10 protein-coding genes are annotated in these 13,158 nt (G+C 48.0%); 5 read left to right on the forward strand and 5 right to left on the reverse strand.

Annotated elements, in window-relative coordinates:
• Window positions 1-58: 58 nt before the first annotated feature.
• Window positions 59-1,327, forward strand: coding sequence for a sugar MFS transporter (locus ACO08K_RS23510; protein ID WP_421798927.1), 1,269 nt, complete (start codon window positions 59-61; stop codon window positions 1,325-1,327).
• Between the two features lie 115 nt (window positions 1,328-1,442).
• Here ACO08K_RS23510 and ACO08K_RS23515 read toward each other — a convergent pair whose 3' ends face one another.
• The 4 genes from ACO08K_RS23515 to ACO08K_RS23530 form a co-directional block, all read right to left on the reverse strand.
• Window positions 1,443-2,057 carry a CHAP domain-containing protein gene (locus ACO08K_RS23515; RefSeq protein WP_421798928.1) on the reverse strand — a complete coding sequence of 205 codons (615 nt, stop codon included), beginning with the start codon at window positions 2,055-2,057 and terminating at the stop codon, window positions 1,443-1,445.
• 28 nt (window positions 2,058-2,085) lie between these two features.
• Complete coding sequence (locus ACO08K_RS23520) at window positions 2,086-2,781, reverse strand: hypothetical protein (protein WP_421798929.1); 696 nt, start codon at window positions 2,779-2,781, stop codon at window positions 2,086-2,088.
• Between the two features lie 178 nt (window positions 2,782-2,959).
• The gene (locus ACO08K_RS23525; RefSeq protein WP_421798930.1) at window positions 2,960-5,548 is read right to left on the reverse strand and encodes a COR domain-containing protein; all 2,589 of its coding nucleotides are present in this window, start codon (window positions 5,546-5,548) and stop codon (window positions 2,960-2,962) included.
• A gap of 61 nt (window positions 5,549-5,609) precedes the next feature.
• Window positions 5,610-5,744, reverse strand: coding sequence for a hypothetical protein (locus ACO08K_RS23530; protein WP_421798931.1), 135 nt, complete (start codon window positions 5,742-5,744; stop codon window positions 5,610-5,612).
• A gap of 162 nt (window positions 5,745-5,906) precedes the next feature.
• Between ACO08K_RS23530 and ACO08K_RS23535 the strand changes: the two genes are divergently transcribed.
• Complete coding sequence (locus ACO08K_RS23535; protein WP_421798932.1) at window positions 5,907-6,233, forward strand: hypothetical protein; 327 nt, start codon at window positions 5,907-5,909, stop codon at window positions 6,231-6,233.
• 336 nt (window positions 6,234-6,569) lie between these two features.
• On the opposite strand, the gene ACO08K_RS23540 is transcribed toward ACO08K_RS23535, so the two are convergent.
• Window positions 6,570-8,930: a TonB-dependent receptor gene (locus ACO08K_RS23540; protein WP_421798933.1), complete on the reverse strand. Its 2,361-nt coding sequence runs from the start codon at window positions 8,928-8,930 to the stop codon at window positions 6,570-6,572.
• Between the two features lie 288 nt (window positions 8,931-9,218).
• On the opposite strand from ACO08K_RS23540, the gene ACO08K_RS23545 reads away from it, so the two are divergent.
• From ACO08K_RS23545 to ACO08K_RS23555, 3 genes are all read left to right on the forward strand, one after another.
• The gene (locus ACO08K_RS23545) at window positions 9,219-10,589 is read left to right on the forward strand and encodes a DUF4403 family protein (protein ID WP_421798934.1); all 1,371 of its coding nucleotides are present in this window, start codon (window positions 9,219-9,221) and stop codon (window positions 10,587-10,589) included.
• Between the two features lie 190 nt (window positions 10,590-10,779).
• A complete protein-coding gene (locus tag ACO08K_RS23550) occupies window positions 10,780-11,352 on the forward strand; it encodes an RNA polymerase sigma factor (RefSeq protein ID WP_421798935.1) in 573 nt (190 codons plus the stop codon).
• Window positions 11,353-11,417: 65 nt separating this feature from the next.
• Window positions 11,418-13,121 carry a hypothetical protein gene (locus ACO08K_RS23555; RefSeq protein WP_421798936.1) on the forward strand — a complete coding sequence of 568 codons (1,704 nt, stop codon included), beginning with the start codon at window positions 11,418-11,420 and terminating at the stop codon, window positions 13,119-13,121.
• Window positions 13,122-13,158: the final 37 nt, after the last annotated feature.

The following is a 13,158-nucleotide window of genomic DNA, read 5'->3' on the forward strand; positions in this document are numbered from 1 at the left end:
TACTGTGAAACTTTTTTTACTACCTTCGGAGCTATTCATCACCTAACCTTTAAAACGTATGAGTTCAAGCACTACGCAGAAAGCAGGCAATTACTTCACGTCAATGCTGATCATTGGGGTACTGTTTTTCATCTTTGGATTTGTCACCTGGCTCAATGGAACCTTGATTCCATTCCTCAAGCTGGCTTGTGAACTGAAGACGGATACCCAGGCCTTTTTTGTCACCTCGGCCTTTTACATGGCTTACTTTTTTCTGGCCATTCCTTCCTCGGGCATTTTGCAACGCACGGGATTTAAAAACGGGATGGCGCTTGGACTCCTGGTTATGGCAGTGGGCTCGCTGATTTTTATTCCTGCAGCTACTTCCCGTAACTTTGCCTTGTTTCTAACGGGCTTATTTGTGCAAGGAGCGGGTTTGTCGCTTTTACAAACTGCTTCCAATCCCTACATCAGCATCATCGGCCCCATCGAAAGTGCGGCGCAGCGCATCAGCTTTATGGGGATTTGCAACAAGATTGCCGGAGCACTTAGCCCACTGATTTTAGGCGCAATTGTGTTGAAAAATGCCTCGAAATTGGAAGCCGACGTAGTGGCTGCTACCGACCCCCTCCAAAAAGCGGCTTTACTGGACGAATTGGCCCAACGGGTGATCATGCCTTATGCGGTCATGGCAGTAATTCTGGTGATTCTGGCCCTCTGGATCCGCAGATCGGCCTTGCCCGATATTGACATGGACGGTGAAGAAACTACCGATACCAAAAGCAGTAGCAAAAGTAGCGTATTCCAATACCCGCACTTGCTCCTTGGCGCGCTCTGTATTTTCACTTATGTAGGTGCGGAAGTAATGGCTGGGGACGTGATTGGTACTTATGGCAAAAACCTCGGCTTCTCTCTGGATCAAGCCAAATACTTCACCTCGTTTACCCTTATTTCGATGCTGATCGGCTATGTCATTGGTATCGTGGCCATTCCAAAATACATCTCTCAGGAAAGCAGCTTGAAATACGCGGCCATTTTGGGAGTAGTTTTCACCGTTGCTGCTTTTTTGACCAAGGGTCAAACTTCGGTGACCTTTATCGCCTTACTGGGCTTGGCCAACGCACCAATGTGGCCAGCTATTTTCCCACTGGGCATCAATGGTCTGGGTAAGTTTACCAAAATTGGTTCGGCCATTATGATCATGGGCATTGCTGGTGGTGCAATTATTCCACTGATTTATGGGGAGTTGTCGAAGAGTATGGACTTCCAGATGGCCTTTATGGTGACGATGGTACCCTGTTATTTGTATGTGTTGTACTTTGCGATGCGGGGACATCGGGTGGGGTAGGAGTACCTCAATGCTTCCTAAAGCGGCATTTTTTTATCACAGAGAAAAATAGAGAGGGCACAAAGGGCACAAAGTTAGGCGTTGACGGCGCTTCGCTTGGGTTCTTTGTGCCTTTTTACTTTTTTTTTCGCAACCAGCCCAAGATGCGCTTTTTATGGATCAGCCATCGACCATTCTCTTGGCTCAGTTGATACCGCTGACGGGAACGGCCCCAGCGACCCGGATTTTGTTGGATGATTTCAATGGTATTCGCCTGCACTTCCGCAACAATCGCGACATGGCCATATGGGTTAAAAAGAGTAGGGGAGTAAACCAATAAATCATTGACTTGTGGTTGAAACTGACTGGGGTTGTGGTGTTGGGTCAAGGCTCTCTGACTATTTAAAGCGCCATCGGCCAGGTTGGGGATAAAAAAATCCTTGGCGTGGCCATAAGTATCCGGCATTTTGTGATGCAAATGTTCGTAATAATATCGTTTGACAAATTCCACACATTGGTACTTCAACCCAAAGTTGTTTTGTCCAGGGCCAAGACTGCGGCCTGCGACATTTTTTATTGAACCATTGTAGTAAACTTTTACCCCATTGAGGCTGTCGATGGGGGTACCCAAGGCTTTGGAAAATGGGTTTGATGGGATATTGGGGATGAAAAATAGACTCAAAAGGAAAATCAGAAGAATGAGGAGGTAGAGGGGTGTTTTGGCGTGATTTGTTTTTTTGACCGGGCGCATTTTTACTTGTTTTTAAGCTGGTGTTTTATCAAAAAGGGAAAACCAATTCCGTAGAGGTTTTTACACCATTCACAAATAAACAATGCAAAATAGCATCGCAGGTCCACTGCCCACCTTCACTTAAATGGTCACCGATGGTTTCTTCGCTAAAAATGATTTTGCTTTCCTTTTTTGAATAAATGGTGGTTTTTAACTTTAGCAGAGGCCACTCCTCTCTAATTTCCGTATGAATATTTTCGAAAAACAATACATAATCGGCATTTTGGGCAATGGCTAAACTGGCTAAATCACTGAGCTTCGTGCTTTGATTTGGCCATTCAAGAACTTCGGCAATCGGCTTATACTCATTGTAATAGGTGTTGTAGAACTCGCTTGAATAAGCGGATATCGCATGAAAATACTTGAACTGTTTGATCTCAGGTTCTTTTGATTTCATCACTTCAACCGCTTTGATCAGCGCAGTTTTTTCCTTTTCCATGCTTTTTTTTAATTCCTTGGGAAAATCCTGGAAGTTCATGAGTTCATCCATTTGGCGTAATTGCTGGTAATAGCGTTGTTTGTAACCCATAACTATACTATCGGTTTCCGGGTAGAGGGATTTTTCCAATATGGCGGTATCCGGCTTCAATACCAGCATTTTAAATGCTTTGGGGAATTTGTTTTGGGCAGATAAAACAGTCCAGGATAGACACAACAGGTAAATGCAAAGCAAGTGTTGTTTCATATAATTGGTGTTTGTTTTATGGATACAAACGAAAATCGATTAAAAAATGTGCAGGTGGGTGCTGGTATTTTTAATGTTGGGTAGTGATTGGTAAGTTCTAGATTTGGAAGTAAAATCTGGCGTAGAGACGTAAGATCTTACGTCTCTACCATGTTCTACGTAACGCGAGAAAATTTCTTCACCCCAAAACCCTTTTCACCCCTCTCACCACCTCCAACCAGGCCTCGTCCTCATTCGTCCATTGCTTATTCACCACCTCCACCCCCTTACCCGGCAGCGCATTCCGCCGAGCAAAATCATACTCCTGCCAATTGCAAAAATCCACAATCACCGGCACCAAAACACAATCCTCCCGTTCTTCAATCAAGGGCAGTTCCACTTTTTGGATGTACTCTGTCGCCAGGCTATGGGCGCTCACGAGGTAGAGCACTATGTCCGCTTCGGCGATGGCGTCGCGGATGGATTCATCCCAGTCCTCGCCAGGGAGGATGTCCTGATCATGCCAGGTGAGGGCTTTGTCGCGCAGGCTGGCCAGATGCACAAGCAGCCTGTCTTTGTGGTGTTGGTCTTGCTTGGAATAGGAGATGAAAATTCTGCGTGGGCTGGCCTCTTCTTCGCCGCCATCATATCGCATCCGGCCATCAAAACGATGCTCCCCTTTGTATTTCATCCTCGGCTTTGTCACCCCCGACTGACCAAAAATGCTGTCCACCTTGATCGAGTCCAAACTCACGTCACAACGCAAATCGGGAATGCCTTTCTCCAATGCCTTTTCCAACACCGAAAACTTGAAAAAATGCCGATCATTGTCCGGCAACTTTGCGCACTCCCCACAAGGACAAGGCACCATCTTCTCCACCTGCATGTTCTCGTACTTGGCATCCCGATTGATGTCGTCCATTTTTCGGATCACCTCGTTGAGCATTTCGGCGTGTTTTGGGCCAGTGGCGCGTAGCTCGATGGTGTTTTCGCTGTACACCTCGCGGGCAAACACCCGGCCTTTGCCATCGGGTAGGGTAAAAATGACCGCGTCGTTCCAGACTCGTTGCCCCAGTTCCACGTCCTCATCGATGCGGGTATGCAGGCGGCAGATCAGGCGGGTGAGTAAGCCTTTTGGCATAAATTTGTAGCGGTACTGCACTGGGACATTGCCCGTCGTATCCCAACCATAAGTTTTGTTTTCCCCCGGCAAACGTTGCGGGATGATGTAATTTTCGCCTTCACCTTCCACCCGATAGCAGAGTTCAAATTCCTTCATCATGCGCACCAGCAGGCCGTGCATGCCTTGGTACTCGGGACGCAGCCAGATTTTGCGGGTGTCTTTTTCGGAGAAATGCCCCCGAGTGACTTCCAAACTGGGGTGCAACAACAACTCAAACAAGGCATCGATCAACCATTTGGGCCGCAAAAAAACGTAATCGGCCAGCAGGGCATCGTCGGGAAAATATTGGCAAACGCCCAAAAAAGTGAGGGCATTGGCGTAGTCGCGCAGCAAATCTTCACCCAACTCGGGCATGAGCGCGAGGTAGGCTTCCCAACGCAGGTAGTGTTTTTCACTGAGCGCTTCGGCTTCCAGTTTTTCGCGCAGTTCATTGAAGGAGCGCAGGTATTCCCGCTCCACGTGGGGGAGTTTGGAGGCTTGCTCGACGATGGTTTGGCGCAATTCCGCAAATTCCCGCTCGGTGGCCGCCTGCGAAAAATCCGATTGGTAGACCTTATTGTGTACATTGCCAAAACGGGCACGGATGGCGGCCTCATCTTTGAGTGCTTGGCAATGACCACCGTCCTTGTTTTGGATCAAAATCACCGGGCTTTTTTTGCCCAACATTTCTACGATATTGAGCCAGTAGGGCAGGTGTACACTGTCCTGGATGCGTTCATTGGTGATCAGGGCGTACAAGGAACTGCCCGTGAGGAAAAACTGATGGGCGTAGTGTTGGATGTCTTGGCCGCCAAAGTCCCAGAGGTTTAAGCGTAAGTCCTCACCCGTATGGGGCATTTTTTCATCCAGGCGGGTGATTTCGATGCCTCGGGTGGTGTCTCCGGGGTCGGGCATTTCTGCGGCAGGGTTTTCCAGTTTTTTGCGGAGGCTGGTTTTGCCGGATTTGCCTTGGCCGACGAGGAGGACTTTGGCTTCGCGGACTTTGATCAGGGATGGTTGGTTTTGTTGGTCGAGGCGTTCTTTTTCTTCAAAGTAGCGGAGGATTGCTTCGTTGCCATTTTTAATGACTTCGAGTGGCGGATTTATTAAAATGCAGCCTTTTATGTATATGTGTTTTTTGTAAATAATTTTTTTATTTGTGACGGTAGCCCCTTTAACAATGATGGATTTTAAAGGGGTTAAGTCACCCACTTTTGTGTTGGAAATATCAAGTAATTTCAAGTTATACAATTGAGCCAAGGGGCTTAAGTCTCTCACTTCCGTGCTGGAAACAGAAAGCCATTTCAAGTTATGCAATTGAGCCAGGGGGCCTAAATCGCTCACTTTCGTGAAGTCAACAGAAAGCGTAGTCAAGTTTTGCATCGTAGCTAGCGGACTTAAATCGCTGACTTGCGTAAAGTGAACCCTAAGTGTAGTCAAGTTTTGCAACTGAGTCAGGAGGCTTAAACCACTTAGATTCATATTGTCATTTAGTATCAATTCCTTCAATTGAATTAATTCCCCTAATTCTTTGGGCAATTCATTCAATTTACAATAGCTTAAATCCAAACTTTTAGACTCATTTTTTAACGCCTCTTTAATCCGTTCTTTAGCTTCTTTCGACATAGGATCAAGTTTTATTCCACCAATAAATATATCCTTTTCTTCCCAAATCAAAAATCCACTGTCACCTCAGCACCGGCATCACCCCACTACCATCATACACCACATACGTCGCATTTCGTACCCCATCATAACCCACCCGGCTCGGATTGATCCGATTCACCCCATTTTGCACATCCAAACTCACATTCCCGGCCATTTTCTGCTTGTTGAAGCGGTAGGCGATGCGGGCATCCAGGCATTGATAACATTACCCAACACAATATGACTATTTTTCACCAAATACCCCAAACTCCCAACGCTTAAATCGAACCCCCCGTCTTTTTCAGCAGCTACTTCACTTATCCTAAATCACCTTACCATGAATAAACTACTCCTACTGCTTTTACTATTTACCAGCTGCGCCTGTAAAAAACGCGAGGAAGCATTGTCTAACTTGCCCACTTGCCTCCAAACACTGGTTGCGGATAAGCAGCAATCAGCTGGATTGCAAACGATCAGGTTTCAAAAAATTAAAGGAGAAAAACAGTATTGGTTAAATACGGATGCCCGCCATCTCGACGGAGCTGAATACGTTGTGAATGCTTCCTGTGATACGGTCTGTTTCATTTGTACAGAATGCCTTCCACCAGAATGCATGAAAAAGTATGGTGCTGAAGAGGAATGGAAGATCATTTGGCGGAAGTAAAGCAATCGTTTTTCATTCACTCGCATTATGCAGCAGGCAGCTTCGCTGCTCTTTTTATTTTACCACGACGATACGACGGGCACGACGTTTTGTGCGCTTCGCGCTTTGACGCCTTCGGCGTAGAGCGGCATGATTGGAACACGGATGCCACGGATGCCACGGATCGGAACGGATTTTGACTCACCTTCGGCTCGTCCTTTTCCGCCTGCGGCGGAAAAAAATCTGTTTTTATCCGTGGTATCCGTGGCATCCGTGTTCCAATCATGTCGCTTTTAGCAAAAAATAGGCAGCGAAGCTGCTTCTCAGGGTAATGGGAGTAATCAAGTAATCTTTTTATCAAAAATCCAACTGCACCCCCAGCACCGGCACCACACCACTACCATCATACACCACATACGTCGCATTCCTGACCCCATCATAACCCACTCGGCTCGGATTGATCCGATTCAGTCCATTTTGTACATCCAAACTCACATTCCCCGCCAGTTTCTGCTTGTTGAAGCGATACGCGATGCGGGCATCCAGGCGTTGGTAGCTCGGTACTTGCTTCGCAAAATCAGCACCTGCCAGAGCTACGTAGCGCCCACTGGCCGCCGACTTTACCGGGTCATGCGGCGTGTAGCGAAAGCCCCCGTTCAACAAAAATCGGCCCCCAATTTGTAGGATATTGCCCTTGCCCACCGGGAACTCCTTACCCAAGCTCAGGCTCGTAGAAAAGACCGTATTGAAGCGGGTATTGTATTTGCGCCCGTCCAGGGTTTGGAAAGTGCCCTTCATGAGCGAGCCATTGAGTAGGAAATAGTAGGAATTAGAGAAGAGTTTTTCTATCGCCGCGTCGATGCCGATATTGGTCCCTTTGCCCTGGCTCACCACGTCATCTTGGGGGAAGGCGTCGCTTTCGTTCAGCATCCAGTAGTTCTCGCTCGTTTGGGGGCGGATGGGCACATTGTACAGGCGTTGCCAATAAGCCTCCAGTATGATGCGCATTTTTTGCTGGTTGTAGAGGTGGTAGGCCAGGATGGTATGTTGGGCTTTGAGCAGTTTCAGGTCCTTGTTGAGGTAATTGCCTAGGCTGTCGCTGAAGAAGTAGGCCATCAGCGGCAGGGCGCGGGAGTACCAGCCTTCGGAGAGGCTGAGGCGCTGGTTGCTGCTCGGTTTGAACTCCAGCGACAGGCGGGGTTCCAGGGAGCTGGTGTTGTTGGCAAAAAGGTGCAGAAAGTGGTAGCCACCATTCAGGGCCAATTTGTCGGAGATTTTGTATTGGATTTGGCCGTAATGCTGAAATTGTTGGGTATTGCCGCTGCCCTGGACGGAGGTATTGAATTCCGTTTGGTTGATGTTGGAGGTGTTGGTACGGGCGCGGGTCGATTTAAAAAAGTCGAACCAGATTTGGTTGAAGATGATCCCGGTTTTAAATACGGTACTGGGATTGAGTTTACGGTTGTAGGTCAAGGAACTCACCAAGCGCGTGTCCAGGTACTTTTGGGTGTCGTAGCGGTAGCGTTCGTCCTCGCGGTTGAGGGTATCGTTCAGGCGCTCGATTCGGCTGCCCACGAGGGCTACAACAGTTTTGAAGTATGACTTGTCATCGGGCAAATAGGTCCAGGTCCAGCCTAGGGTGCCCATATTGGCGGGGCGCACGCGGTCTTCCCAGTGGTTGGAAATGCCAACTTCCCGTTCAGCGGGATTTTCGACAGGGATGTAATGCTCTTCACTCAGGCCGCCGATGCCAAAAAGGGTATGGACACTTTTGCTGTTTTTGGACTTAAAAACCAGGTTGAAAGACAGGTCCTGAAAATTGTTGGTCACCCTTTCACCCACCAGGTAAATCCCCATGCTGCTCAACAAACCCAGGGTGGAATAGCGGTAATTGACCAGATAGGAAGAACGCCCTTTTTGGATAGGGCCTTCTTTGGACAAATCGATGCCCAGCAAACTCAAACGAAAACGATTGGAGGATTTATAAAAGTTGCCCTGCCTAAAATGGATGTCAAACACCCCGGAAAAGGCGTTGCCGTACTCCGCCGCAAACCCACCTGTGGAAAAATCGGAACGGGCCAGCAGCTGTGCCGAAAATACCGTAATGCCTCCACCCGAAGAACCGATAATGGCAAAATGGTTGGGGTTTGGAATGTCGATGCCCTCCAGTCGCCAGAGAATGCCCGCCGGGGAATTGCCACGCACGACGATCTGGTTTTCGGTATCGTTTTCGCCGCGTTGCACGCCTGGGTAGGAGAGGGCAACCCGCCCAGGATCGTTGGCACCAGCGGGTACCCGTTCGGTTTCTTCCGCGGTAAAGGAGCGGGTGCTTACTGTGGAGGATGCGTTTACGGCTTCAAAGGCATTTTTGGAGGCATTGACCACGACTTCGTCGATGGCGATTTGGCCTTCGTTGAGTTCAAATTCGAGGTAAGTTTGTTTGGTGGATTGGAGGATGATGTCTTCGAGGGTGAGGGGTTCGTAGCCAAGGTATTGTACGCGCAGGTTAACGCGGCCTACGGGGACTTTTTCTAGGATAAACGCCCCATCATTGTCGGTGATAGAAACTTGCTTGGTGCTCAACACTTCTACACTGGCCCCGATTAGCAGTTGTTTACTGGCTTTGTCACGGACAATGCCGCGAATGGTTTGGGTGGGATTTTGGGCACTAGCCACTTGGATACACAGCAAAAATAGGGACAATAATAGTGGTCTCATGGTGTCAGGTTTCTTTTGTGTTAGGTTTCACAATATGAGCATTTTTTTGCAAATACATTTAAACTTACCCTTTCTAAGGTGCTCTAAGGTGCCTAAGGTGGTTCAATTAAAATGTCGCTTTGGTTTTCACCACCAGACTAGTTTTTTTTGAACCACCTTAGGCACCTTAGAGCACCTTAGGAAGGTTGGGTTTAGAATTTTAAACCATTTCAACTATTTTTGCCAAAATTACCCCCCAAACGTAACCTCAATACCCCTTTTACGTTACTTACACCAAAAGGAAAGATTATGAAATCCCTTGAACGACTTGGATTGCTCATTTTTTTGGCCGCAACACTGGCCTGTCAAACCCAACGCAAAATAGAACCACCTATGGAGCTGTATGCATCTGAGCCGGAGGAAAAACGCTCGGTTTTGCACATTCCCATCGAGTTGAAAATTGCCGATCTGGAGCGTACCCTCAACGAAGAATTACAAGGGGTGCTCTTCAACGACAACAGCTTTGACGATGGCGACAATATGAGACTCAAAGCCACCAAACTCGGTAATATTGGCTTCAAAGCCGACAACAAATCCATTTCCTTCTCGCTGCCCCTCGCACTTGACATACAGTACAATGCGGGTATTTTGGGTACGCTGAATGCGCTGGGTGACATCTCTCTCGACCTCAAAACGGAGTATAATATCCAACCCGATTGGTCGATTGTGACCAAAACGGAAATCTCTGGTTACAAGTGGCTCAAACGACCAACGCTACAAATGGGCAGCATCAACGTACCTATTGGTTCTTTAGTCGATTTGGTGCTGAACAAAACCCGCAAATCCATTGGCCGTGAAATCGACGATGTGGTTAAGGATTACCTGGGACTCAGCCGGGTGATTCAGGATACCTGGGACATGTTTTACCAACCCCTGCTCGTGTCGCCCGAATACAGCGCCTGGCTGCAGGTCAACCCCACCAGCATCGGCATGACACCTGTAGGCATCGTCAATAACGCCCTGAGCACTACCATTGTGATTGAGGCAAGACCTTTGGTGAGTGTAGGCCCACGCCCCGAAGACAAGGAGGCCGAAAAATTGCCGCCCCTCACCATGTACACGGCCCTTGCCCCTGGCATCGAAATGTACCTCAACACCAATGTGGCCTGGGAAGAAGCCGAACGCATCGCCAAAGAACAGGTACTGGGTGAAACTTACTCCTCCGGCAAACGTAAAGTCACGGTGCAAGACCTCAAATTTTACGGCAGCAAAGACAACAAAGTAGTGGTCAGCACCCGCCTCACGGGCAGCTACAATGGCAACATCTACCTCACAGGAACGCCTGAATTGGACCAAAACAGCAATAAAATCAAGATCAAAGACCTGGACTTTACCCTTGAAACCCGCAACGTGCTGATGAAGGGAGGCGCCTGGTTATTGCGCACCACGGTCAAAAACCGCATCCAGGACAACATGAATTTCCTGCTTAAATACAACCTGGAGGAAATGAAAAACATGCTCCAGGCCGAACTCAACAACTACCGCATTGGTTCTGGCCTGCGCATTGCTGGCAATGTACACCGCCTCGATATTGGCCAACTCCGTCTTAGCTCTACAGGCTTCAACATCGGCTTGGATATTGCGGGGGACATGAAGGTGACGGTGGACCAGAAAAAATAAAGATGAAAGATGAAAGATGAGAGATGAAATAGGGGACTACCGCTCTCATCTTTCATCTCTCATCTTTTATCTTTAAAAAAAGTGTAACTTTTTTTAATTCCTGCATTATATAGGAAAATAATTACTCTGAAAACAAGTCCAGATGTTCGCAAATTTGCAAATAAGTCGTACCCTTGCAAAAAATGAATGGATGGATCGGTCTGCTAAGACTGTTTCGGAGTCTGCATTGCACCAAGAGTGGGAGGAAATTCGCGCAGCCCAGGGCAACCCGGCACTGTTCCGTCCGTTGTATGAACGTTACTATGAGTCTGTTTTTCGACTGATTCATCGGCGCACGTCCGATATGGAACTCTCCGGCGACCTTTGCTCGCAAGTTTTTCTCAAAGCGCTCCAAAAGATTAATACTTACACCTTTCAGGGGGTCCCGTTTTCGGCATGGCTTTTCCGCATTGCCGTCAACGAGGTCAGCCAGCATTTCCGGCAACAACAAAACAATCGGGTAGTTACCGTCAACGATATGCACTTGCACGATTTGATTGACGACATAGGAACCGACCCCGAAGAAATGGAGTTGTTGCGCCGCAAAATGTTGGGGGCACTGGAAAACCTGAAGGGAGACGACATGCAACTGATTGAAATGCGCTTTTTTGAGCAAAGATCGTTCAAGGAAATTGCCGACATCCTCGGCATGACTGAGAACAATGCAAAGGTTAAAGTACATCGAATTTTGGAACGTCTTAAACGCAAATTATCAGGAGGATAGGGTAAGGGTAACATCAATACCAAAGCCTTTTCTACTGAGTAACTGCGATCCAAAACCGTGTTACTATGGGGAACAATTACAACATACAACGCAATGTTCCGGAGCCAAGTAAGGAGGACATCCAGAAGTTTATGGACTTCGATGCCCTGCTTAAGGCCCACCAGAACGCCGAAACACCGCAGGAGGGTGCCGTGATTCGGATGTTTACCTCGCCCCGCGAAGGGCAGATCGGTAGCCGGATGCGGCGGCGGATCGTGATGGGGTCAGGATTGGCAGCGGCAGCAGCCGTGGCTTTACTGCTCATCGTTCGTTCCCTCAATGACTTGCCTACGCCAGCTCAATCCCAAGCGGTTGCAGACGCATATTTTGCTCAACAACCTATTGTCAACCCTCCATTGGCAAGTGTTGAACCAAAAGGCCGTCCCATCAAAGTCAGCGCAGCCGAAGGGGGTACCCTAGACCTGAATGCAGGTACCCGGCTGGTCATTCCACGCACCGCTTTTCAATCGGATCGGGGGCAATTGATCGAGTCTGGTGATGTAGACATCTATTATCGGGAAATGCACGATGCCGTCGACTTTTTCGTGGCAGGTGTACCAATGACCTATGATTCTGCTGGTACTCGTCATTACTTGCAATCAGCGGGTATGATCGAGATCATTGCCCTGCAAAATGGTCAACCTGTAGGCATGGCCCCAGGCAAAACCATCCGCATCGAATTGTCCTCAAATATCGCAGCCCAAGCTGATGGTTCCTGGCCTTCTTTTAAGGTGTACCATTTGGATACGGAAGCTCGCAATTGGGTCTTTTATGGCCAAAGTGCCATGGTTTTTGACAACCCAAGCAATACTGAACAACTGGAAGGCATGAGTGCTGTAGACAGGTTGAACGCTGAAAAAGCGGCAATCCTGACAGCCGATCCGAAGCCGGAAGCCCCCATGAAACCTGTAAAACCTGATGGTAAAGCTGTTTCCTTTGAACTGGATTTGAAGAATGGTGACATTCCAATTGAACCTGGTTCAGAGTCAGAAGTCGCAGATTTGAAAAACAAAGGAATTTGGCAAGTATTGCCTAATTGTCCTCCTTTTAACTTGGGTGAACTAGAATTGACCTGGAAATCTGTTCGCTTGAGAAAACTGACCAATGAGCAAGGCTATGAACTGACCTTACTCGATGATGGGAAACAGCTGAGACTGCTGGTACAACCGGTGATGACCAATAAAGACTACGAGAAAGCACTTCAACAGTATGAAGTGGCATTGGCCGAGTCTGAAAAGGAGTTGGCAGAATGGGAAAAAAGAACCACCGAAAAGATTGCTGCGCTGGAAAACCGCTACAATCAGGAAACAAGTGATAAAGGAACAACGGCCTCAACCCAAACGCGCCAGGTGCGCCACATTTTCGACATCAATGCTTTTGGCATTTGGAACTGTGATCGCCCGGCACCGTTGGCGAAGAACAGCTTCCGCATCCGTATGATTGAAGATCAAAACGGAACCCGTTACCCCAATCAAACGGCCTACTTGAGTGATGAAAATGGCCAGTCCATTTATCAACTGCACACTGGCCGGGGCAGTACGGTTTATTTTGATCAGAAAAAAGAGTACCTCTTGTGGATGATGACGCCTGAAGGCAAAATTGCACTGGTGAAAACCAAGCCCGAATGGGCTCAGTCCAACCCCAAAAAAGGGGTGAAACTCAAAGTACAGACCATTGACCGTGCGATTCGCAACGAAGCGGATATACGTAAGGTACTTGGTAACGAGTAAAATAATTTCACGTTTTGCTCCAATCGTGACTAAACCC

The organism is Haliscomenobacter sp. (genome assembly GCF_965225875.1).
Lineage (GTDB): Bacteria > Bacteroidota > Bacteroidia > Chitinophagales > Saprospiraceae > Haliscomenobacter.

Coding starts and splice junctions, on each gene's coding strand:
- ACO08K_RS23510 (WP_421798927.1), top strand. CDS start 59: ATGAGTTCAAGCACTACGCAGAAAGCAGGCAATTACTTCACGTCAATG.
- ACO08K_RS23515 (WP_421798928.1), bottom strand. CDS start 2,057: ATGCGCCCGGTCAAAAAAACAAATCACGCCAAAACACCCCTCTACCTC.
- ACO08K_RS23520 (WP_421798929.1), bottom strand. CDS start 2,781: ATGAAACAACACTTGCTTTGCATTTACCTGTTGTGTCTATCCTGGACT.
- ACO08K_RS23525 (WP_421798930.1), bottom strand. CDS start 5,548: ATGTCGAAAGAAGCTAAAGAACGGATTAAAGAGGCGTTAAAAAATGAG.
- ACO08K_RS23530 (WP_421798931.1), bottom strand. CDS start 5,744: ATGGCCGGGAATGTGAGTTTGGATGTGCAAAATGGGGTGAATCGGATC.
- ACO08K_RS23535 (WP_421798932.1), top strand. CDS start 5,907: ATGAATAAACTACTCCTACTGCTTTTACTATTTACCAGCTGCGCCTGT.
- ACO08K_RS23540 (WP_421798933.1), bottom strand. CDS start 8,930: ATGAGACCACTATTATTGTCCCTATTTTTGCTGTGTATCCAAGTGGCT.
- ACO08K_RS23545 (WP_421798934.1), top strand. CDS start 9,219: ATGAAATCCCTTGAACGACTTGGATTGCTCATTTTTTTGGCCGCAACA.
- ACO08K_RS23550 (WP_421798935.1), top strand. CDS start 10,780: ATGGATCGGTCTGCTAAGACTGTTTCGGAGTCTGCATTGCACCAAGAG.
- ACO08K_RS23555 (WP_421798936.1), top strand. CDS start 11,418: ATGGGGAACAATTACAACATACAACGCAATGTTCCGGAGCCAAGTAAG.